This window comes from Inquilinus sp. (genome assembly GCF_039594555.1).
Taxonomy (GTDB): Bacteria; Pseudomonadota; Alphaproteobacteria; order DSM-16000; family Inquilinaceae; genus Inquilinus.
In genome coordinates, this window is record NZ_JBCNNF010000035.1 from 1 (window position 1) to 22,087 (window position 22,087).

20 protein-coding genes and 1 pseudogene are annotated in these 22,087 nt (G+C 70.0%); 14 read left to right on the top strand and 7 right to left on the bottom strand.

Going from position 1 to position 22,087, the window contains the following annotated elements; genetic code table 11:
• Both ABDW35_RS06000 and pxpB read right to left on the bottom strand, forming a co-directional pair.
• Nucleotides 1-360, bottom strand: a pseudogene (locus tag ABDW35_RS06000) (hypothetical protein); the annotation flags it as partial.
• On the bottom strand, nt 357-1,067 hold the full coding sequence (gene pxpB, locus ABDW35_RS06005; protein WP_343712946.1) for a 5-oxoprolinase subunit PxpB: 711 nt from the start codon (nt 1,065-1,067) through the stop codon (nt 357-359). The pseudogene ABDW35_RS06000 and the gene pxpB, both read right to left, overlap by 4 nt.
• A gap of 161 nt (nt 1,068-1,228) precedes the next feature.
• On the opposite strand from pxpB, the gene ABDW35_RS06010 reads away from it, so the two are divergent.
• From ABDW35_RS06010 to ABDW35_RS06050, 9 genes are all read left to right on the top strand, one after another.
• Entirely contained in the window at nt 1,229-2,629 is a 1,401-nt protein-coding gene (locus tag ABDW35_RS06010) for an amidase (protein WP_343712947.1), read from the top strand.
• Nucleotides 2,626-3,084, top strand: coding sequence for a YcgN family cysteine cluster protein (locus tag ABDW35_RS06015; RefSeq protein ID WP_343712948.1), 459 nt, complete (start codon nt 2,626-2,628; stop codon nt 3,082-3,084). The genes ABDW35_RS06010 and ABDW35_RS06015 overlap by 4 nt, the downstream gene beginning before the upstream one ends.
• Before the next feature lie 368 nt (nt 3,085-3,452).
• Nucleotides 3,453-4,370, top strand: coding sequence for a homocysteine S-methyltransferase family protein (locus ABDW35_RS06020; protein ID WP_343712949.1), 918 nt, complete (start codon nt 3,453-3,455; stop codon nt 4,368-4,370).
• A 252-nt stretch (nt 4,371-4,622) separates the two neighbouring features.
• Nucleotides 4,623-5,522: a dihydrodipicolinate synthase family protein gene (locus tag ABDW35_RS06025; protein ID WP_343712950.1), complete on the top strand. Its 900-nt coding sequence runs from the start codon at nt 4,623-4,625 to the stop codon at nt 5,520-5,522.
• A complete protein-coding gene (locus tag ABDW35_RS06030) occupies nt 5,519-6,181 on the top strand; it encodes a GntR family transcriptional regulator (protein ID WP_343712951.1) in 663 nt (220 codons plus the stop codon). The genes ABDW35_RS06025 and ABDW35_RS06030 overlap by 4 nt, the downstream gene beginning before the upstream one ends.
• Before the next feature lie 48 nt (nt 6,182-6,229).
• The gene (locus ABDW35_RS06035) at nt 6,230-7,555 is read left to right on the top strand and encodes an extracellular solute-binding protein (RefSeq protein ID WP_343712952.1); all 1,326 of its coding nucleotides are present in this window, start codon (nt 6,230-6,232) and stop codon (nt 7,553-7,555) included.
• Between the two features lie 4 nt (nt 7,556-7,559).
• On the top strand, nt 7,560-8,492 hold the full coding sequence (locus ABDW35_RS06040; RefSeq protein WP_343712953.1) for a sugar ABC transporter permease: 933 nt from the start codon (nt 7,560-7,562) through the stop codon (nt 8,490-8,492).
• An 11-nt stretch (nt 8,493-8,503) separates the two neighbouring features.
• Nucleotides 8,504-9,334: a carbohydrate ABC transporter permease gene (locus ABDW35_RS06045; protein ID WP_343712954.1), complete on the top strand. Its 831-nt coding sequence runs from the start codon at nt 8,504-8,506 to the stop codon at nt 9,332-9,334.
• A gap of 129 nt (nt 9,335-9,463) precedes the next feature.
• On the top strand, nt 9,464-9,883 hold the full coding sequence (locus tag ABDW35_RS06050; RefSeq protein ID WP_343712955.1) for a hypothetical protein: 420 nt from the start codon (nt 9,464-9,466) through the stop codon (nt 9,881-9,883).
• A gap of 130 nt (nt 9,884-10,013) precedes the next feature.
• On the opposite strand, the gene bglX is transcribed toward ABDW35_RS06050, so the two are convergent.
• Nucleotides 10,014-12,161 (bottom strand): beta-glucosidase BglX, encoded by a 2,148-nt coding sequence (gene bglX / locus ABDW35_RS06055; protein WP_343712956.1) that lies wholly within the window; start codon nt 12,159-12,161, stop codon nt 10,014-10,016.
• A 122-nt stretch (nt 12,162-12,283) separates the two neighbouring features.
• Nucleotides 12,284-13,867, bottom strand: a complete 1,584-nt coding sequence (locus tag ABDW35_RS06060) for a DegQ family serine endoprotease (RefSeq protein ID WP_343712957.1) — start codon at nt 13,865-13,867, stop codon at nt 12,284-12,286.
• A 339-nt stretch (nt 13,868-14,206) separates the two neighbouring features.
• Between ABDW35_RS06060 and ABDW35_RS06065 the strand changes: the two genes are divergently transcribed.
• Entirely contained in the window at nt 14,207-14,416 is a 210-nt protein-coding gene (locus tag ABDW35_RS06065; protein ID WP_343712958.1) for a hypothetical protein, read from the top strand.
• A 30-nt stretch (nt 14,417-14,446) separates the two neighbouring features.
• Here the strand turns inward: ABDW35_RS06065 and ABDW35_RS06070 are convergent, their stop codons facing one another.
• A complete protein-coding gene (locus tag ABDW35_RS06070) occupies nt 14,447-15,040 on the bottom strand; it encodes a hypothetical protein (RefSeq protein WP_343712959.1) in 594 nt (197 codons plus the stop codon).
• A 217-nt stretch (nt 15,041-15,257) separates the two neighbouring features.
• Between ABDW35_RS06070 and ABDW35_RS06075 the strand changes: the two genes are divergently transcribed.
• Nucleotides 15,258-16,028 (top strand): class II glutamine amidotransferase, encoded by a 771-nt coding sequence (locus ABDW35_RS06075; RefSeq protein WP_343712960.1) that lies wholly within the window; start codon nt 15,258-15,260, stop codon nt 16,026-16,028.
• 21 nt (nt 16,029-16,049) lie between these two features.
• Here the strand turns inward: ABDW35_RS06075 and ABDW35_RS06080 are convergent, their stop codons facing one another.
• Nucleotides 16,050-18,560, bottom strand: a complete 2,511-nt coding sequence (locus tag ABDW35_RS06080; RefSeq protein WP_343712961.1) for an FAD-dependent oxidoreductase — start codon at nt 18,558-18,560, stop codon at nt 16,050-16,052.
• A gap of 176 nt (nt 18,561-18,736) precedes the next feature.
• Here ABDW35_RS06080 and ABDW35_RS06085 point away from each other — a divergent pair, with 176 nt between their 5' ends.
• A complete protein-coding gene (locus ABDW35_RS06085; RefSeq protein WP_343712962.1) occupies nt 18,737-19,723 on the top strand; it encodes a D-2-hydroxyacid dehydrogenase in 987 nt (328 codons plus the stop codon).
• A 137-nt stretch (nt 19,724-19,860) separates the two neighbouring features.
• Nucleotides 19,861-20,856 carry an aldo/keto reductase gene (locus tag ABDW35_RS06090; protein WP_343712963.1) on the top strand — a complete coding sequence of 332 codons (996 nt, stop codon included), beginning with the start codon at nt 19,861-19,863 and terminating at the stop codon, nt 20,854-20,856.
• Nucleotides 20,857-20,860: 4 nt separating this feature from the next.
• Here the strand turns inward: ABDW35_RS06090 and ABDW35_RS06095 are convergent, their stop codons facing one another.
• The gene (locus ABDW35_RS06095) at nt 20,861-21,214 is read right to left on the bottom strand and encodes a helix-turn-helix domain-containing protein (RefSeq protein WP_343712964.1); all 354 of its coding nucleotides are present in this window, start codon (nt 21,212-21,214) and stop codon (nt 20,861-20,863) included.
• A gap of 132 nt (nt 21,215-21,346) precedes the next feature.
• Between ABDW35_RS06095 and ABDW35_RS06100 the strand changes: the two genes are divergently transcribed.
• Nucleotides 21,347-21,985 carry a flavodoxin family protein gene (locus ABDW35_RS06100; RefSeq protein ID WP_343712965.1) on the top strand — a complete coding sequence of 213 codons (639 nt, stop codon included), beginning with the start codon at nt 21,347-21,349 and terminating at the stop codon, nt 21,983-21,985.
• The last annotated feature ends 102 nt before the right edge of the window (nt 21,986-22,087 follow it).

Sequence of the window (22,087 nt, forward strand, 5' to 3'; positions counted from 1 at the left end):
GATGCCGCCGGCGATCGCCAGATAGGTCCGGCAGCCGATATTGGTCGGAGTGAAGCGCAGCTCCGCCCCCTTCGGCACCAGCACCGGCCGGCGCGGGGGCACCGCCTCGCCGCCGATGGTGCCGCGCATGCCGCCCCCGGCCAGCGCGACCAGAGCCTCGGCTTCGAAGCGCAGCGCGGCGCCTATCAGCGTCATCTCCAGCGTCGCCGCGCCGGGGTCGTTGCCGACCAGGATGTTGGCGACGGCGTGCGACCGCCGGTCCATCGCCCCGCCCACCACCACGCCGTGGCGGCGATGGCCGAAGCGGCCGAGATCCTGCACCGTCGACAGCAGGCCGGGATCGAGAACGGCAATGGTCACTTGGCGTCTCCGGCCAGGGCCTCGTACTCCTCCGCCGCGATCGGGCGGAAGCGGATGCGGTCGCCCGCCTGCAGCAGGCAGGGCGGGTCCTCGCCCGGTAGGAACAGCGCCGACGGCGTGCGGCCGATCAGGTTCCAGCCGCCCGGGGATTCGACCGGGTAGATGCCGGTCTGCGGCCCGCCGATGGCGACCGTCCCGGCCGGGATCCTCAGCCGCGGCGAGGCCCGGCGCGGCGTCGCCAGCCGCGGAGTCAGACCGCCGAGGAAGGGGAAGCCGGGGGTGAAGCCGATCATGTGCACCCGGTACTCGCCGCCGGAATGCAGGGCGATCACCTCATCCTCGGTCAGGCCGTGATGCTGCGCCAGCTCGGCCAGGTCCGGGCCGAAGGCGCCGCCATAGGCGACCGGGATCTCGACCAGGCGGGGCTCGCCCAGCGCCGCGGGGTCGAGCCGCGCCAGCCGCGCCTCCAGCAGCCGCTGCACCGTTGCCGCCGGCGCCTCATCGCGGTCCCGCGGTATGGCGTCGGGGTCGAAGAACACCGCCAGGGTGGCGAAACCGGGCGAGGCCTCGACGAAGCCGGGGAACGGGTCTCCCTCCAGCGACAGCGCCAAAGCGTGGATGGCGTCGGCGATCGCGGGGTCGATGGTGTCGCCGAAGCGCACCACCATCGCGGTCTCGGTCATCACGGCGATCGACACAGCGGGCACGGGCCTCTCCTCGAATCCAACCGCCAAGCCATAGCGCGGCGGCGGCGCGGGCGGAAGCGCGGCGGTCCGCATCGGTACCGCGCCTCTTGATTGCGGCGCCGAGCCGGTGATGATGGGCACGGCGCCCTTGCGCCGCGCCAGAGCGACCCGGGAGACCCCACGTGACCGATCCGGCCCTGTTGTCGGCAGCCGAGCTGACCCGCCTCTACGCCGCCCGCGACCTGTCCCCGGTCGAGGCGACGCAGGCCAGCCTCGCCCGGATCGAGCGGCTGAACCCGCAGCTCAACGCCTTCTGCGGCGTCTATCCGGAGGAGGCGCTGGCCGCGGCCCGGCAGTCGGAGGCGCGCTGGCGCGAGGGCCGGCCGCTGAGCCCGATCGACGGCGTGCCGACCTCGGTCAAGGACCTGGTGCTGGCCCGCGGCTGGCCGACCCTGCGCGGGTCGAAAACGGTCGACCCCGCCGGCCCCTGGGACCAGGACGCACCATCGGTGGCGCGGCTGCGCGAGGCCGGGGCAGTGCTGGTCGGCCGCACCACCACGCCGGAATTCGGCTGGAAGGGCGTCACCGATTCGGCGCTGACCGGCATCACCCGCAACCCCTGGGACCCGACGAAGACGCCCGGCGGCTCCTCCGGCGGCGCCGCGGTGGCGGCGGCCACCGGCATGGCGGCGCTGAACATCGGCAGCGACGGCGGCGGGTCGATCCGCATCCCGGCCGGCTTCACCGGCATCTTCGGCCTCAAGCCCAGCTTCGGCCGGGTGCCGGCCTATCCGCTGAGCCCCTTCGGCACCGTCTCCCATCTCGGGCCGATGACCCGCACGGTGCGCGACAGCGCCCTGATGCTGTCGGTGATGGCGCAGCCCGACCCGCGCGACTGGACCGCCCTGCCCTTCCCGGTCACCGACTTCACCCAGGGGCTGGAGGATGGGGTGCGTGGCCTGCGCATCGCCTTCGCCCCGACACTGGACAACGCGCCGGTCGATCCCGAGGTGGCGGCGTCGGTGGCGCAGGCGGCCCGGGTCTTCGCCGAGCTCGGCGCCCGGGTCGAGACGGTGACGCTGGATCTGCCGGACACCGGGCCGGTGTTCCGCGCCCATTGGTTCGTCGGCGCCGCCACCCTGCTGTCCTCGATCCCGGAGGAGAAGCACGTCCTGATCGACCCCGGTCTGCGCGCCGTGGCGGCGGAGGGCGCGGCGATCCCGCTGCTGGACTACACCCGCGCGACGCTGGCGCGCGGCCGGCTGGGCGTGCGGATGAACCAGTTCCACCAGGACTGGGATCTGCTGCTCATGCCGACCCTGCCGATCCCGGCCTTCGCTGCCGACCAAGCCATGCCGGTGGGGCCGGACGGGTCCTATTGGGCCAACTGGACGCCCTTCAGCTACCCCTTCAACCTGACGCAGCAGCCGGCGGCCAGCGTGCCCTGCGGCCTGACCGCGGCCGGCCTGCCGATCGGGCTGCAGATCGTCGGCCCGATGTTCCAGGACGCGCTGGTGCTGCGCGCCGCCCGCGCCTTCGAGGCGCTGCACCCGGCTCCCCTCCCGCCCCTCGCCCGATCGTGACCGAAGCGAAACCCTTCTGGCGCCGCAAGCGCCTGGACGAGATGAGCCGCAAGGAGTGGGAGTCGCTGTGCGATGGCTGCGGCCGCTGCTGCCTGCACAAGCTGCGCGACGCCGACGAGCCGCCGGACACGCCGAATGTCGACTACACCGACATCGCCTGCAAGCTGCTGGACACCCACAGCTGCCGCTGCACGCACTACCCGACCCGCCGCCGCTACGTGCCGGACTGCGTGCAGCTGACGCCGAAGAATGTCGACCATCTCGGCTGGATGCCGTCGACCTGCGCCTACCGCCTGCTGTCCGAGGGCCACGATCTGTACTGGTGGCATCCCCTAGTCTCCGGCGACCCGGAGACTGTGCACATCGCCGGCATCAGCGTGCGCGACAAGGTCATCTCCGAGACCGAGGTCGAGGAGGATGAGTACGAGTACCACATCGTCGAATGGCCATCTTAGAGGGCCCCGGCGGTCGGCGAGAGGCTGAGCAAGCAACGCTCCCCGTCTTGTCATTGCCGGGCTTGACCCACGGGTGTCCGGCTCAAGGAAGTGGCAACCAAAGCGAGCTTATCTCAAGTTTCAGCTCTGTTTTATTGTCATCCTCGGGCTTGACCCGAGGATCCAGGGGCGGCCAGAGCAGCTCTTGGTGGCCCCTGGATTGCCGGGTCAAGCCCGGCAATGACAGTAAAAGTTGAGGTCTGGGGCTCTGTCCACATCCCCAAGAGCTGAACTGGACACCGTGGGCTTGACCCGAGGATGACGGATTGTGTTGGCGCCGACGGATTGAGACGGCAGTGTCGGTCCCGGACGGAATGCGGGGAGTCGACATGTCAGGACCGGGCGTGATGCTGCTGGATGGCGGCATGGGGCGGCAGCTGGCCCGGATGGGGGCGCCCTTCCGCCAGCCGGAATGGTCGGCGCTGGCGCTGATCGAGGCGCCGGACACGGTGCGCGCGGCGCATGCGGCCTTCATCGCCGCCGGGGCCCAGGTGATCACCACCAACAGCTACGCCGTCGTCCCCTTCCACATCGGCGAAGACCGCTTTGCCGCGCGGGGCCTGGGGCTGGCGGACCTCTCCGGCCGGCTGGCGCGGCAGGCCGCGGAGTCGGCCGCCGCCCCGGTGCGGGTGGCGGGGTCGCTGCCGCCGCTGTTCGGATCCTACCGGCCGGACCTGTTCGAGCCGGAGCGCGCGCCGGAGATCGCGGGCGTCCTGGTCGAGGGGCTGGCGCCGCATGTCGATCTCTGGCTGGCCGAGACCCAGAGCGCGATCCGCGAGGCCGCGGCGGCGGCCCGGGCCGTGGCCGGGACCGGCAAGCCGCTGTGGATCTCCTACACCCTTGAGGATGAGCGGCCCGAGCCCGGCGCGCCGCGGCTGCGCTCCGGCGAGACGGTGGCCGACGCGGTGCGGGCCGCGCTCGACCTCGGCGCCGAGGCGGTGCTGTTCAACTGCAGCCAGCCCGAAGCCATGGGCGACGCGGTGGCCGCCGCGGCCCGGGTGATCGCCGGGTCGCCGGCCCGGATCGGCGTCTACGCCAACGCCTTCCCGCCGCAGCCGGAGGACGCCACGGCCAATGAGGGGCTGTCCGAGCTGCGCCCGGACCTCGACCCCGACAGCTATCTCGGCTGGATCCGGCGCTGGGTCGGGCTCGGCGCCACGCTGGTCGGCGGCTGCTGCGGCATCGGGCCGGAGCACATCGCCCGGATCCACGCGGCGCGGCCGGAGTTGGTGCCAGAGGCGCAATAGCCACAACCCATCATTGCGGCCCCGGCCTTGAGCCGGGGGAAGCAATCCATTTCTCCGCTCGTGCGGGACAATGGATTGCTTCGTCGGCTTCGCCTCCTCGCAATGACGGTGTTTGCAGGCGGGATCCTTGACGAAATCGATTCGTTTTCGTTCGACATATTGACGCCCGCCACCCCCTGCGCTACGACTGACATGTCAGATCAATATCACTGGCCGTGCGCAGCCCGCGCGGCGGACGACAGGGAGATGGACGTGGCCCAGCCAGCCGAGCGTTTCGGACTTTCCGCGGCACTGACCGTCCCCTTCCGGCCCGATGGCGGCGTCGACTTCCCGCGCTTCGTCGCGCATGTGCGCTGGTGCCTGGCGCAGGGCTGCCGCACCGTCACCGCCTTCGGCACCACCGGCGAGGGCGCCGCCTTCTCCCTGTCCGAGCGCGAGCAGCTGCTGGGCGCCCTGGCCGGCGCCGGCATCGAGGGCCGGCAGCTGGTCGGCGGCATCGCCGCCTCCTCGGCCGAGGACGCCGTGGCGCAGGCGCGGCTGGCGCTGGAGTTCGGAGCCGACGCGCTGCTGCTGCCCCCACCCTTCTACTTCAAGGGCGTCGGCGATGACGGGCTGTTCGGCTGGTTCGCCCGGGTGTTCGAGCAGCTGGGCGCCGCCGCCCGCGGCGTGATCCTCTACCACATCCCCAGCGTCACCCAGGTGCCGCTGTCGGTCGAGCTGATCGGCCGGCTGCGCGAGGCCTTCCCCGAGGTGATCCGCGGGGTGAAGGATTCCTCCGGCAGCTGGGACTATGCCCAGGCCCTGCTGGCGCAGCATCGCGACCTGGCCATCCTGATCGGCGACGAGCGCTGCCTGGCCGCGGCGGTGAGGCTGGGGGGCCAAGGCGCGATCTCCGGCATCGCCAACATCTATCCGGAGGCGATGCTGCCGCTGGTGCAAGAGGGCCGCGAGGACCCGCGCATCCACCGCCTGGTCGAGGCGCTGCTGGCCTATCCGGTGATCCCGGCGGTCAAGGCGCTGGTGGCCCATCGCAGCGGCGACCCGGCCTGGCTGGCCACACGCGCGCCGCTGCAGCCGCTGTCGCCGGGCGAGGCGGCGCGGCTGGGCGCGGTCGCGGACAGCCTGTTCACCACCATGGCGGAGGCCGGATGAGCGACGACCGGGTCGAGCCGCTGAAGCTGCGCGAGAAGGCCTATGACAGCTTCACCCAGCATCTCCTGGCCAACAATCTGCGTGCTGGGCAGTTCATCTCCCAGCGCGAGCTGGTGGCGCTGACGCAGATGCCGCTCGGTGCGATCCGGGAGTTGGTGCCGCGGCTGGAGGCCGAGGGGCTGATCAAGACCGTGCCGCAGCGCGGCATGCAGATCATGCACATCGACCTGACGATGATCCGCGACGCCTACCAGTTCCGCCTGTTCCTGGAGAAGGAGGCCACCGCCGCCTTCGCCCGCTCGGTCACCGATGCGGGCCTGGCGGCGCTGCGGGCGCAGCATGAGGAGATCATCGCCCGGGTCGAGCGCGAGGGCCCGACGCAGCAGGTGATCGACGACGCCCAGGCCACCGACTGGGGCCTGCACGACATCATCATCGACGCGCTGGGCAACGAGATCATCTCCAAGACCTATCGCGTCAACTCGATCAAGATCCGGCTGATCCGGCGCGAGCTGACCGGCATCGCCGGGCTGGTGGTGCCGGTGATGCGGGAGCATCTCGGCATCATCGACGCGATCGCGAGCCGGGACCCGGTCCGCGCCGCCGAGGCGATGACGGCGCATATCGCCAACGCCCGCAACCGCGCCCTCGGGCTGTAATGTGAATCAGCCGGGCTCAGCCCGGCACAACAAGCAGGGGAGGATACGATGGGACCCTTTTCGAGACTGAGCCGCCGCTCGCTGCTGGCCGGCACCGCGGCCGCCGCGGCAGCCAGTGCCCTGCCCCGCATGGCCTGGGCCGCGCCGGACTGGAAGAAATATGCCGGCACCCATATCGAAGTGAACCTGGTCAAGAGCCCGCGCAGCGAGACCATCGCCCGGAACCTCAAGGAATTCACCGACCTGACCGGCATCGATGTCGGGCTGGAGCAGACGCCGGAGCAGCAGCAGCGGCAGAAGGCGGTGGTCGAGTTCAACAGCGGCGCGCCGAGCTTCGACGTCATCCATCTCAGCTACCACGTGCAGAAGCGGATGTTCGAGAAGGGCGGTTGGCTGGCCGACCTGCGGCCGTTCCTGGCCGACCCCGCCCTCGCCGACCCGAATCTGAGCCTGAACGACTTCTCCAGCGCCGGCCTGGCCTATGCCACCGCGGCCGACGGCGCGGTCGGCAGCCTGCCGCTGAGCGTCGACTACTGGATCATCTACTGGAACAAGGAGCTGTTCGACGCGAAGGGGCTGAAGTACCCGACCAGCTTCGAGGAGCTGGTGTCCGCCGCCGAGGCGCTGACCGACCCGGCCGCCGGCACCTTCGGCTTCGTCGCCCGCGGCATGAAGAACGCCAATGTCCCGGTCTGGACCTCCTTCATGCTCGGCAACGGCGTCGCGCCGCTGGCCGCGGACCGCAGCCTGGCCACCACCTCCGACGGCGCGGTCGACGCGGCGAAGCTGTATCAGCGCCTGCTGACCAAGGCGGCCCCTCCCGGCGTCGCCGGCTTCAACTGGAACGAATGCCAGTCGGCCTTCCTGCAGGGCAAGGTCGGCATGTGGCTGGACGGCGTCGGCTTCGCCAAGCCGCTGGAGGACCCGAAGCTGTCGCGCGTGGTCGGCAAGGTCGGCTACGGCGTCATGCCCAAGGGCCCGAAGGCCCAGGCCTCCGCCACCTTCGGCGACGGCATCGGCGTGGCCGCGGCCAGCGAGAACAAGGAGGCGGCGTTCCTGTTCTGCCAGTGGGCGGTGTCGCGCACGGTGCAGGCCGACCTGCTGCAGAGCGGCTCGGGCGTGCCGTTCCGCACCTCGATCCTGAACGACGCCGAGGTGCGCAAAGGCGTGACCCTGCCGGCCGACTGGATCGACGCCGTCGTCGGCTCGTCCAAGGTCAGCCAGCTCGGCCTGCCGGTAATCGTGCCGGTGACCGAGTTCCGCGACATCTTCGGCATCGCCTTGACCAACATCGCCGGCGGGGCCGACCCGGCGGGCGAGCTGGCCAAGGCGACCGAGCAGTTCAAGCCGATCCTGGCCAAGAGCGAGGCCTGAGCCGATGACGGCCGTGGACGCCGGAGCGGGCCGGGGGCGGCGGGTGCGGGCGCGGCGGCCGAACGCCGTCGCGCCGACCCTGCGCACCTACCTGCCCTTCATCCTGCCGGCGGTGCTGGTGGTCGGGGCGGTGATCGTGTTCCCCTGGGCCTTCACCGGCTGGGTCAGCCTGCATGACTGGCAGGCCACCGGCGCCGGCGGCTTCATCGGCCTCGACAACTACGCCCGGCTGTTCGGCGACGCCCGCTTCGGTGAGGCGGTGGGACACACACTGGTCTACACCGTCCTGTCCGTGCTGCTGCCGCTGGTCCTCGGCCTGGCGGCGGCGCTGGTGTTCAACGAGCGCTTCCCGCTGCGCGGCCTGGCCCGCGGCATCGTGATCATGCCGATGATGGCGACCCCGGTCGCCATCGCCCTGGTCTGGACCATGATGTTCCACCCGCAGCTGGGCGTTCTGAACTACCTGCTCAGCCTGGTCGGCATCCCGCCTTCGCTGTGGGTGTTCGACCAGAGCACGGTGATCCCGTCGCTGGTGCTGGTCGAGACCTGGCAGTGGACGCCGCTGGTGATGCTGATCGTCCTCGGCGGCCTCTCCGCCCTGCCCGCCGAGCCCTATGAGAGCGCGCAGATCGACGGCGCCAGCTGGCTGCAGCAGTTCCGCTATCTGACCCTGCCGATGATCTCGCCCTTCCTGATGGTGGCGGTGATCATCCGCTCGATCGACGCGCTGAAGAGCTTCGACATCATCTATGCCATCACCCAGGGTGGCCCCGGCACGGCGTCGGAGACGATCAACATCTACCTCTACACCCAGGCCTTCAGCTTCTACGACATCGGGTACGGCTCGGCGGTCGCGGTGGTGTTCTTCGTCATCGTGGTCGCCATGTCGCTGGCCCTGCTGTGGCTGCGCCAGCGCGCCAAGCTCGCGGCCAATTGAGGAGGACGACCATGCCCCGCCCCCTCACCAAGGCCCTCCGGCGCACCGGCCTGTATTTCGCCGTGCTGGTGATCGTGTCGCCGGCGCTCTTGTTCTTCCTGTGGATGCTGTCGCTGTCGCTGAAGCCCGAGGTCGACAACATCAGCTACCCGCCGGTGCTGATCCCGACCACCCTGGCCTGGAGCAACTACGCCCAGGTCTTCGCCGAGAACTCCTTCGGCCGGTATTTCATCAACAGCCTGATCGTCACCGGCAGCGCCACGCTGATCGGCCTCCTGATCGGCGCCCCGGCCGCCTACGGCATCGCCCGGGCCAAGGCGACCAAGCTGTCCGTGGTCGTCATGATCGCGCGGATGACCCCGGGCCTCAGCTACCTGATCCCGCTGTTCCTGCTGTTCCGCTGGCTCGGGCTGATGGGCACGCTGTGGCCGCAGATCATCACCCATCTGGTGATTACCCTGCCGATCGTGATCTGGGTCCTGATCTCCTATTTCGAGGCCCTGCCGATCGAGCTGGAGGAAGCCGGGCGGATCGACGGCGCCAATCGCTGGCAGGTGTTCCGCCACGTCGTGCTGCCGCTGACCCGGCCGGGCATCACCGTGGCGCTGCTGCTGTCCTTCATCTTCTCCTGGAACAACTTCGTGTTCGGCATTGTCCTGGCCGGGCGCACCACCCGCACCCTGCCGGTCGCGGTCTACAACTCGCTGACCTTCGAACAGGTGAGCTGGGGCCCGCTCTCCGCCGCCGCCCTGGTGGTGGTGGTGCCAGTGCTGGTGCTGACCGTGGTGGCCCAGAAGCAGATCGTCGCCGGCCTGACCTCCGGCGCGGTGAAGGGCGGCTGAGCCGCCGCCCTCCCTCTTAAGAATCTTCGATCCACCCCAATTGGATCATTTGCAAATTAGATAAAATGCCGTAGTTTGTAGGTATTTAGTCATGCTCATTTTAGACACATCGGCTGGAGGGATAGTGACATGTCCGTCATAGGAATTGCCGACGATCGGGCCCAGCCGGCAACGGCGCCCGCGACCGCACTCCCGACCTCCTGGGTCAGCCGCCAGGACGAGATCCTCACCCTGCGGCAGAACGCGGCGGACATCCTGGTCCGGCTGCGCACCGTGCGCGAGAGCTGGTCCGACGGCGACCAGCCGCCGGCGCAGGAGCGCTGGGTGCTGCAGCAGGTGATCGAGTGCCTGACCATCAGCTGCGACCCGCCCTCGGGCGACGAGTTCGACCGCGTCGCCGTGGCCGGCCAGATGCTGGCGATGTTGACCGTGATGCCGGACGAGGCGTTCGAGGCGGAGGGCTGGAGCGACGATGACGGCTACGACCTCGTCGATTTCGACGGCGACCTGGAGGATGCGGAGATCCTGGCCGCGCTCGAAGCAGCCTGACCGTGCTGGAGCGGGATGAAATCCCCATGCCGCCATTGCAAGCGCAGCGAAGCAATCGAGGGGCCGCTTGGCGTGACACCTGGATTGCTTCGTCGGCTTCGCGTCCTGGCAATGACGGTGTGGGCGGGCCTCAGACCTCGACCTGGATCGTCGCCGAAAGCAGCTCGGACCGCTCGGCCCTGGTGCCGACCAGGATCTCGATCTCGCCAGCTTCCAGCACCGGCTTCAGGTCGAAGTCGGGGAATGTCAGCGCCTCGGCGGCCAGGGTCAGGCTCAGCACCTGCTTCTGGCCTGGTGCCAGTGTCGCCTTGGCCATGCCCTTCAGCTCCAGCAGCGGCCGGGCCACGCTGGCCACCGGGTCGTGGATGAACAGCAGCACCGTCTCCTCGCCTGCCACCGTGCCGGTGTTGGCCACCGCCACCTCGACCGTCAGCGTCTCGCCCGGGCGCAGCACCGGGGCGGAGACGCGCAGGTCGCCGAGGGCGAAGCGGCCGTAGGACAGGCCGTGGCCGAAGGGGAATTGCGGCGTCGACGGAATGTCGATGTACTTGCTGGTGTAGTGCTGGTCCGGGTCGGTCGGGCGGCCGGTGTTGCGCTCGCCGAAATAGATCGGCACCTGGCCGACATCGCGCGGCCAGGTCACCGGCAGCCGGCCGGACGGGTTGACCGCGCCGGTCAGCACATCGGCCACGGCATGGCCGGCCTCGTGGCCGAGGAACCAGGTGGCCGCCACCGCCGCCGCACGTTCGAACAGCCAGGGCAGCATCAGCGGCCGGCCGGAGGTCAGCAGCGCCACCACCGGCACGCCGAGGTCCAGCACCGCCTCGGCCAGGTTGCGCTGGCGGCCGGGCAGCTCGGGCCGGGCGCGGCTGGCCGCCTCGCCGCTCATGATCGCGGCCTCGCCTACGCACAGCAGCACCACATCGGCGCCGCGCGCGGCCTGGACGGCGGCGGCGATGCCGGCATCGCCGCCGGTCTCGATCTCGGTGCCGGGGACATAGGCGATCTCGGCCTGCGGCAGGGCCGCCTTGATGCCCTCGAGGATGGTCACCGCCTCCTCCCACCGCCCGGCGCCGGCCCAGGAGCCAAGCATCTCCGACCGCGCATCGGCCAGCGGACCGATCACGGCGATGCGCTTCGCCGACGGCGCCAGCGGCAGCACGCCCTTGTTGGTCAGGAGCACGATCGACTTCGCCGCCGCTTCGCGCGCCAGGCGCCGCCGTTCCGCCGCGTGGAAGGCGTCGGGCGCGGCGACGACGCGGCGATACGGGTCGTCGAACAGGCCCAGCCGCTGCTTCAGCCGCAGCACCCGGCGGACCGCGCCGTCGATCTCCTCCTGGGTCACCAGGCCGCGCTGCAGCGCCTTGGGCAGGCCGGCGGCATAGGCGCCGCTCATCATGTCCATGTCGACTCCGGCCTTCAGCGCCAGTGCCGCCGCCTCCACCGCATCGCCAGCGACGCCGTGGGGCAGCAGCTCCATGATCGCGTTGTAGTCGCTGATCACCGCGCCGTCGAAGCCGAGCTCGCCCAACAGGGTGCCGCGCAGCAACCGGGCATTGGCGGTCATCGGCACGCCGGCGACATCGTTGAAGGCCGGCATCACCGTGGCCGCCCCCGCGGCGAGGGCGGCGGCGAAGGGCGGCAGGTAGACCTCGCGGATCGCCCGGTCGGACACGTCAGCCGAGTTGTAGTCCCGGCCCGCCAGCGCGGCGCCATAGGCCAGGTAGTGCTTGGCGCAGGCGGCCACCGCGTCGGGCGCCGCCAGGTCCGCCGTCTGGTAGCCGCGGACCTTGGCCTCGGCGATGCGGGAGCCGAGCCAGGGATCCTCCCCCGGCCCTTCCGAGATGCGGCCCCAGCGCGGGTCGCGGGCGATGTCGAGCATCGGCGAGAACACCAGGTCCAGCCCGTCCTCCGCCGCCTCCATCGCCGCCTCCCGCGCCGTGTGCTCCCACAGCTCGGGCGAGAACAGCGCCGCCTCGGCCAGCGGGATCGGGAAGATGGTGCGGTGGCCGTGGATGACGTCGAAGGCGAAGAACAGCGGGATCTTCAGCCGCGTCTCCTCCACAGCCATGCGCTGGGTCTCGCGCACCCGCTCCGGCCCCCAATGGTTGAACAGGCTGCCGATGCGGCCGGCGCGGATGCCCTCGGTGACGTCGCCCGGCAGCACCGGCCCGGTCACCGCCAGGTTCGAGGACATCATGGTGAGCTGGCCGATCTTCTCGTCGAGCGTCATCGCCGCGAGCAGGGTCTCGATCCGGTCCAAAGCCGACTCCGCCATTTGCCTGTCGCCCCCGGCCCGGTGCCGGGAGGCTCGCCCGGGATGAAGGCAAAAAAAACGGGCGCCGGAAAGGGGAAACCGGCGCCCGAGTTGAGGGGAAGGAGACAGAAGGCCTTAGGTCATCACGCCTTCGGCAGCTTCAGGGCAACGAAGCGCTGGTCGCCCTGACGGTTGATCAGCAGCATCACGGCGTTGCGGTCCGCCTCCTTGGCCGCCTTGACCTGCTTGGCGACCTCGGACGGGGTCTTCACCGCCTCGCTGCCGACCCGGACGATGACGTCGCCGGGGCCGACGCCGGTCTCGCGCGCCGGGCCGTCCTCGCGGATGCCGGTGACCAGCACGCCCTCGACCTCATCCGGCACGCTGAACTCGCGGCGCACCTTCGGGGTCAGGGCCGAGAGCGACAGGCCGAGTTGGTCGTCGACCGCCGGGCCGTTCTCCTCGGCGCTGGCGACCTGCTGCGAGCCCGGCAGCTTGGCGATCTCAACCGAGATGGTTTCGGTCTTGCCGTTGCGCAGCACCTCGACCGGCACGGTCTTGCCGGCGGCGGTGTCGGCGACCAGGCGCGGCAGGTCGGAGAGCTGGTTGACCGGCTTGCCGTCATAGCCGGTGATCACGTCGCCCTGGTGCAGGCCAGCCTTCAGCGCCGGGCTGTCGTCCTGGACGTCGGCGACCAGCGCGCCCTTGGCCTTCTCGAGGCCGAGCGCCTCGGCCATCTCGGGCGTCACCTGCTGGATCTGCACACCGAGCCAGCCGCGCTGGACGCTGCCATGGTCGCGGATCTGCGCGATCACGGTCTTGGCCAGGTTCGACGGAATGGCGAAGCCGATGCCGACCGAGCCGCCCGACGGCGAGTAGATCGCGCTGTTGATGCCGATCACCTTGCCGCTGGTGTCGAAGCTGGGGCCGCCCGAATTGCCGCGGTTGATCGGCGCATCGATCTGCAGGAAGTCGTCGAACGGACCCGAATGCAGGTCGCGGCCGCGGGCCGAGACGATGCCCGCCGTGACGCTGCCGCCGAGGCCGAACGGGTTGCCGACGGCCACGACCCAGTCGCCGACCTGGGCGGCGTCGCTGTCGCCCCACTCCACCGCGGTCAGCTTCTTGTCGGTCTCGATCTTCAGCAGAGCGAGGTCGGTCTTCTCGTCGGTGCCGACGACCTTCGCCGGGATCACGGTGCCGTCATTGAGGGTGACGGTGATGTTGTCGGCGTCCTTCACCACATGGTTGTTGGTAACGATGTAGCCGGCCGGGTCGATGATGAAGCCGGAGCCGGCGCCATGGATCACCTGGTCGCTGCCGCCGCCACCGCCGCCGCGCGGGCCACGGCGGCCCGGCTGCTGCTCGTCGAAGAAGCGCTTGAAGAACTGGTCGAAGGGCGAGCCCGGCGGGAACTGCCGCTGCATCTGGCCGCCGCCGTTGTCTTCGTCCTCATCTGCCATCTGCGAGGCCGACGGGTGCTCGGTGGTCGAGACGTTGACCACGGCCGGGGTGACCTGGCGCACCAGGCCGGCGAAGGAACCGGGGGCGGCCGGGACGATCGAGGTCGGCGCCTCAGCCTGGCTCTGGGCCACGGCCGGACGATCGAAGGTCAGGACAGCCCCGACCGGCACGCCGATCAGGGCCGTGCCGAGCAGCAGCGCCGCCGTCATCCGGCGGAGGCCGGTCCGCGGGCCGCGATCGTCGGAACCGAGGGGGGTCTTCATCTGCATCATCTCCACCACTGTCCAAAGCGCCGCCGCGATCGGTCGGCGTGTGGTGATGAAGATGGGGTGTCGGCCTTTAAACGCCTGTTTCGTCGGTATTAATTCGATTTAATGAAGGACAGCGGCTGCGGCTCAGCACCAGGGACCGTTCGTTTCGCGATCGGGAGAATTCATTTCGAGCTTAACGAAAAGTATGTTGCCCACCCTGCCCCGGTGGCGCAAAACCGGGTCGTGGCTTTGGCCAGCAGCGGCGGCGCGTCGCTCCGTCCCGCCGGCAGCCGCCACCGAACCGAGTGGTTGTTCTTCGCATCGGCCTGCCCATATCTGGGAGACCGGCCGATGCGCCGGGCACCGATCCCGACGGTCACCGATCAGGGTGAGCGGGAGAGAGACAACATGGTCACAACACTTCTTGTCGTCTGGGCCATCATCGGCCCATCCGTCGGCCTTGCCGTCGGCGCCTGGTGGTGCAGCCGGGATCGTGAGGAACCGGTACGTGTCACGGCCCGCCAGCCCCTGCCGACCGAACGCTCGCTGGGATGGCGCTGAGCCGGCCGGCCTGTCCCATCGGATGGCCCGTCAGATGATGGTCAGCAGCGAGTGGAGTTCGGCCGGATCGATCTCCGGCTGCGGATCGCCCCAATGCGCGTCCACCTCGTCCGACACCTGGTTCAGCACATGGACGCGGACATCCGGGCAGCCGTCGATGCGCTGCTGCACGGCGGCGTCGACCGGCCAGACCGTGGCGACCAGCATCAGCACGTAGGACAGGTCGTCGGTCGCGTCCGAAAGCGGCAGCAACAGGGTGCGCTTGCGCACGCTGTCGAGACCGTCGGACAGCGCGAATTCGGCGTAGAGCGGCCGTTCGGACAGCTGCACCGTCATCAGCGCCCGGCGCGTCGCGTCATGGCGCTCGCCGGCGCAGAGATCCTCCAGCGGCCGCCCGGGCAGGTTCCGGTCCGATGGCAGGCCGGCGCCCTGGGCGTCCAGAGCGAAGCGGAACGTTCCCTCGCACGGCATCCAGGCCCACAGCAGGATCGGCGGCGGCAGCCGGCTGAGGCTGGCGAAGATCATGTCGTCACATGCCGGCAACCGGCCTTTGGCCGCGAGCCGGGCCCAGATCCGGTAGACCGTCCGTAGCTGCCGGTCCGCAATCGCCTCGTCGAACGCCACGCTAACCATCCCCCCACAGGAAGCTCGCCGCACACGCGAGAAAACTTTGCTCTCACATCCTCAACTATGCATCCCCCAATTGGAGGATGACATTGAAAGTTTTCGGACAGGCGACGACGATTCGTGCGGACCTGTTGCCGGGATGTCAGGGGTGACGCCGGTCCTATAACGGCGTATTCCACAAGCCTGTTCCGGTTTTTGACGAGTCGACACGATCATGTGCCGCTGGCTGAGCTATTCGGGCGCCCCGATCTTCCTCGAGAAGCTGCTGTTCGAACCCGAGTTCTCGCTGATCCAGCAGAGCCTGCACGCCCGCAAGGCGGTGGTGGCGACCAATGGCGACGGCTTCGGCGTCGGTTGGTATGGCGAGCGGCCGGTGCCCGGCCTGTACCGCGACATCCTGCCCGCCTGGGCCGACCCGAACCTGAAGAGCCTGGCGCACCAGATCCGGGCGAAGATGTTCTTCGCCCATGTCCGGGCTTCGACCGGCACTGCCACTAGCCGGGCCAACTGCCACCCCTTCTCCCAGGGCCGCTGGCTGTTCATGCACAACGGCCAGATCGGCGGCTATGACCGCATTCGCCGGCGCCTCGACGCGCTGATCCCGGACGAGCTGTACCCGCAGCGCGGCGGCACCACCGACAGCGAGCTGATCTTCCTGGCGCTGTTCGGCTTCGGGCTGGAGAGCGACCCGGCCGCGGCGTTGCGGCGCACGGTCGCGGCGATCGGCGACATCATGGCCGGCGCTGCGGTCGCCGAGCCCTTGCGCATGACCGCGGCGCTGAGCGACGGCTGCAGCGTCTGGGCGGTGCGCTACGCCACCGACGAAACGCCGCCGTCGCTGTTCTACTGCTCGATCGAGGAGCAGCGCCTGATCGTGTCCGAGCCGCTGGACGGCGATTTCGATCACTGGCACCAGGTGCCGCCCGGCCACCTGCTGGTGACCGACTGCGCCGGCCGGCTGGACCTGGAGCCGTTCGGGCCCTGATCCGCCGGCCGGCGCGACAGGTCACGCCCGCAGGCGTTCGTTGTTCGGATCGAAGGGCGATTCCTCGATCACCACGGCGCGGTGCGGCTTGCCGAGGATGGTGACGTCCAGCTCGGTGCCGGTCTCGCCGAGATCCGGCCGGACCATCGCCAGCGCCAGCGACTTGCCGAGGCGCCAGCCATAGCCGCCCGAGGTGCAGCGGCCGACCAGCGCGCCGCCCTTGGTGATCGGCTCGTTGCCGCGGGCGTCGGCGTCGCTGACATCCAGCACTTCCAGCGTCACGAAGCGGTTCTTGAAGCCGCGCTCGCGCCAGGCCACCAGCGCGTCGCGGCCGATGAAATCGCCCTTGTTCGGGTGGACGAACCGGTCGAGTCCCGATTCCAGCGCCGCATACTCGATCGACAGCTCGCGCGGGATCAGCCGGTACGACTTCTCCAGCCGCAGCGAGTCCATCGTCCGGATGCCGAAGGGCTTCAGGTCGAACTCCTTCCCCGCATCCATCAGCAGGTCGAAGATGGTGTTCTGCATCTCGATCGGGTGATGCAGCTCCCATCCCAGCTCGCCGACGAAATTGACGCGCAGCGCCTGGGCCTGGGCGATGCCGACATTGATCGGCTTGCCCGACAGCCACGGGAAGGCGGCGTTGGACAGGTCGGCATCGGTCAGCTTCTGCAGCAGGGCGCGGGAGCTCGGGCCCGCCAGCACGAAGACGCCGGTCTGGGTGGTGATCTTCTGCAGGTCGACCGAACCATCGCGCGGCCGCAGCTTCTGCAGCGTGTCCCAATCGTGCCGCTCGAAGGCGCCGGCGCCGACCAGATAGTAGTGGTTCGGCGATTCGCAGTAGATCGTGAACTCCGACCGCACGCCGCCATTCTTCGACAGCAGATGCGCCAGGGTCATGCGGCCCGGCTTCTTCGGCACCCGGTTGGCGACGATGCCGTCCAGCCAGGCGGCCGCGCCCGGCCCGCTGACCGTGTATTTGGCGAAGGCCGTCATGTCGAGCAGGCCGACCTTCTCATGCACGTGCCGGGCCTCGCGGCCGACGAACTCGAAATAATTGGAGCGGCGGAAGCTCCACTTCTCGCGGATCTTCTCGCCCGGCGCCGCTGGCGGGTGGTTCTCATTGACAAGCGTGTCCGGCTTGTTCAGGTCGGCCTCGGTCAGCTCGTAGCCCTCGGGCGCGAACCAGTTCGGCCGCTCCCAGCCATAGACGGTGCCGAACACGGCGCCCAGCGCCTTCATCCGGTCGTAGCAGGGCGCGCGCTTCAGCGGCCGCGCCGCCGCCCGCTCCTCATCCGGATAGTGGACGGTGAAGACGTTGGCGTAGGCCTCCTCGTTCTTGGTGCGGAGATAGCCGCGCGAGGCGTAGGGGCCGAAGCGGCGCGGGTCGACGCCCATCATGTCGATCGACGGCTCGCCCTCGACGATCCATTCGGCCAGCTGCCAGCCGGCGCCGCCGGCGGCGGTGACGCCGAAGCTGTGGCCCTCGTTCAGCCAGAAATTCTTCAGCCCCCAGGCTGGGCCGATGATCGGGCTGCCGTCCGGGGTGTAGGCGATGGCGCCGTTATAGACCTTCTTCACCCCGACCTCGCCGAAGGCCGGCACGCGGGCGATCGCCGTCTCGATATGCGGGGCCAGCCGCTCCAGATCCTCCTGGAACAGCTCGTATTCCGACTGCTCGTCCGGCCCGTCGACATAGCAGCAGGGCGCGCCCGGCTCATAGGGGCCGAGGATGAAGCCGCCGGCCTCCTCGCGCAGGTACCAGGAGCTGTCGGCCTCGCGCAGCACGCCCATCTCCGGCAGGCCCTGGCGGTGCCGCTCCTGCACCGCCGGGTGCGGCTCGGTGACGATGTACTGGTGCTCGACCGGGATCACCGGCACGTCGAGCCCGACCATGGCGCCGGTGCGGCGGGCGAAGTTGCCGGAGGCCGAGACCACATGCTCGCAGGTGATGTCGCCCTTGTCGGTCTTGACCAGCCATTCGCCGGACGGCGTCTGCTCGATGCCGAGGACGGTGGTGAAGCGGTAAATCTCGGCGCCCATCGCCCGGGCGCCCTTGGCGAAGGCCTGGGTCAGGTCGGCCGGCTGGATGTAGCCGTCATCCGGGTGCTGGATCGCGCCGATGATGCCGTCGGTCTCGCATAGCGGCCAGATCTCCTTGACCTGGGCCGGGGTCAGGACGTTGACCTTGATGCCGATCGTGTCGGCCACGCCCTTGTAGTACATGAACTCGTCCCAGCGATCCTTCGTCCGGGCGAGGCGGATGTTGGAGACTTGGCGGAAGCCGACATGCTGCCCGGTCTCGGCCTCGAGCGAGTTGTAGAGCTTGACCGAGTATTTGTGGATCTGCCCGACCGAGTAGCTCATGTTGAACAGCGGCAGCAGGCCCGCGGCATGCCAGGTGGAGCCGGAGGTCAGCTCCTTGCGCTCGATCAGGACGACGTCCGTCCAGCCCTTCTTGGCCAGGTGGTAGAGCGTGCCCACGCCCACCACGCCGCCGCCGATCACCACCACGCGCGCTGTCGACTTCATCTTCGAACCGCTCCCTGCGGGCCACTCTGGCCATCCTGAGGCGAGTGTCCGAGCCGGGCCGGTTGCGGGCTAACCCAGCCGCGACCTGTGATGTCGCAGGCCCGCCAATGTCGCAATCGGACTGGCCAGCCGCGCCGGGATCGGCATGCTGGCGGCAGATTCCCGCGAGGCCGACCATGACGCTGCCGCCGAACCCGAAGATCGTCTTCCTCGACCGCGAGACCCTGGCCCCGGCGATCCGGTTGCGCCCACCCGCCTTCCCGCATCGCTGGGAGGAGCATCAGCGCACCGCGCCGGACCAGGTGCTGGAGCGGCTGCGAGGCGCCGGCGTCGCCGTGATCAACAAGGTGCAGCTGCGCGAGCCGGTGCTGGCGCAGCTGCCGGATCTCCGCCTGATCGCGGTCGCCGCCACCGGCACCGACTGCGTCGACACCGCCTGGTGCGGCCGCAACGGCGTCGCGGTCTGCAACATCCGCGGCTACGCCGTGCACACAGTGCCGGAGCATGTCTTCACCCTGATCCTGTCGCTGCGCCGGTCCCTCCTGCCCTACCGCCGCTCGGTCGAGGCCGGGCGCTGGCAGGAGGCGAGGCAGTTTTGCTTCTTCGACCACCCGATCCTGGACCTGCACGGCGCCCGGCTGGGGCTGATCGGCGGCGGGTCGCTGGGCAGCGCGGTGGCGACGATCGGCCGGGCTTTCGGCATGGATGTCGTCTTCGCCGGCCGCAAGGGCGACGCGGCGCCGGCCGATGGCCGCCTGGCGTTCGACGAGGTGATCGCGACCAGCGACGTGATCTCGCTGCACTGCCCGCTGCGGCCGGAGACGCGCGGCCTGATCGGCACGGCCGAGTTCGCCCGGATGAAGCCGGAGGCGCTGCTGATCAACACCGCGCGGGGCGGGCTGGTGGACGAGGACGCGCTGACCGAGGCACTGCGCGGCGGCCGCATCGGCGGCGCCGGCTTCGACGTGGCGATGCCGGAGCCGCCGCCGGCCGACGCGCCGCTGATGCGGCTCCTGGACCTGCCGAACTTCATCCTGACACCGCATGTCGCCTGGGCCGGCCGCGGCGCCATGCAGGCCCTGGCCGACCAACTGATCGACCTGATCGACGCGTTCGAGCAGGGCCGGCCATTCAACCTGGTAGCGGGCGGGCCGAAGGGCTGACGCCCCGCTTTGGACCTCCAGCGGGGTTGGCGGCGGTGCCGGCGCGAGTCACACTGGCGACGAACGGCCTGCCCGGCATTGCATCCCCTGCCCTGCCCCGGCCGCACCAGCACATGGATGCTCGGAAGGACGGACGCATGACAACGGCCCCGGAATCCCCCATTGCCCATCGCCGGCTCGGCGGCCTCGCGGTCTCCGCCATCGGGCTCGGCCTGATGCCGCTCTCGGGCGTCTACGGCGCCGCCGACGACGCGGCCTCGGAAAACCTGATCCGACGCGCGATCGACCTCGGCGTCGACCATCTCGACAGCGCCGACATGTATGGCTGGGGCCACAATGAGGAGCTGCTGGGCCGCGCCATCAAGGGCCGGCGCGACCGGGTGGTGCTGGTCACGAAGTTCGGCCAGATCCGGCGCGACGGCCAGCCGAACGGCGTCGACGGCCGGCCTGAATACGTCGCCCGGGCCTGCGAGGCCAGCCTGCGGCGCCTGGGCGTCGACACCATCGACCTGTACTACCAGCACCGGGTCGACCCGGCGGTGCCGATCGAGGACACGGTCGGCGCCATGGCCCGGCTGGTGCAGCAGGGCAAGGTCCGCCATCTCGGCCTGTCCGAGGCCGGGGCGGACACCATCCGCCGCGCCCATGCCGTCCACCCGATCGCGGCGGTGCAGACCGAATATTCGCTGATGTACCGGGCCGAGGCGGAGGCCACGCGGGCTGTCACCCGCGCGCTCGGCATCGGCTTCGTCGGCTATTCGCCGCTCGGCCGCGGCTTCCTGGCCGGCGCGATCCGGGACATCTCCCAGATCGACGGCCGCCGCGCCGCGCATCCGCGCTTCCAGGCGGAGAACTTCGCCCATAACCGCGCCCTGGTCGACCGGTTCGAGGCGCTGGCGGCCGAGAAGGGCTGCACGCCGTCGCAGTTGGCGCTGGCCTGGGTGCTGGCCCAGGGCGACGACGTGGTGGCGATCCCCGGCACCCGCTCGATCGCGCGACTGGAGGAGAATCTCGGCGCTCTGCGGGTGACGCTGACCCCGGACGACCTGGCCCGGCTGGACGCCGCCATCCCGGTCGGCGCCGCCGCCGGCACGCGCTACGCCGCCGCCGGGATGAAATCGGTCCAGATCTGAGGGTTCACCCCTCCGCCTCCCGCTTGTCGAACGCCTCGCGGGCGGCGTCCAACGCCGGGAAGTTGCGCTCGGCCCAGCGGTCCAGAGCGGTCAGGGTCTCGCTCAGGGAATCGCCGAGCGGGCCGAGGCGGTATTCGACGCAGGGCCGGGCGGTGTGGAAGTCCTGGCGCAGCACCAGCCCGTTGCGCTCCAGGTCGCGCAGGGTCTGGGTCAGCATCTTCTGCGAGATGCCGCCGATCCGGCACAGCAGCTCGGCGTTGCGCATCGGCCCGCCGGCCAGGGCCGAGAGGATCAGCACCGACCATTTCGACGCCACCAGCTCCAGCGCGTGGCGGGCCGAGCAGGTCTCGTCGAACACATCAGGCTCGGAGACGGGTCCGGGTCGGGCCGGAAGCGCCATGGTTACCTCGAGGTGCGTAATTGCGGGCCGCGAGGCCCTTCCCGATACATGGAACCGTATCGCGGATTGCAAGCCCTTCGAGGAGGCATGATGAAGGCCCTCATCCTCAGCTCCAGCCCCCGGCGCGATGGCAATTCGGCCGCCCTGGCCGGGGCGGTCGCGGCCGGCCTGGCGGAAGCCGGCCATGAGGCCGAAACGGTGCATCTGGCCGACGCCATCGGCGGCCTGCTGCGCGACTGCCGGCAGTGCCGGCGGCCGGACGGCAGCTGCGCCATCGACGACGGCTACCGCTCCCTGTTCCTCGACCGGTTCCTGGCCGCCGACGGGCTGGTCCTGGCCACGCCGATCTACTGGTACGGCATGTCGGCCCAGCTCAAGGCCTTCTTCGACCGGATGTTCTGCTACGTCGCCGCCTCCTACCCCGACTCCGAAACGGTCAAGGCGCGGATGACCGGCAAGCGCGTCGGCCTCGTCCTCAGCTCCGAGGAGGCGTATCCGACCGTCTCGGCGGCGATCGTGCAGCAGATCCAGGAATACGGCCGCTACACCCGGTCGCGCTTCGTCGGGGTGGTGCACGGCCACGGCAATGCGCGCGGCGAGGTGGCGCGCGACCCGCAGGACCCGCTGGCCGAGGCGCGCCGGCTGGGGCGCGGCTTCTTCGGCCGCTACGCCTCGGACTACCGGATCGACACCGACCGCCCCGGCCGCGTCTGGCCCCAGCCGCGCTAGCCCACACCTAAGTATGGGTGGCGCAGGCCTGAGGTTCGATTCCTCGCCGCCCTGGCCATCACTACCCTCCTCCGCAGCTTTCCGAAGCCGATCTGGGCCGGG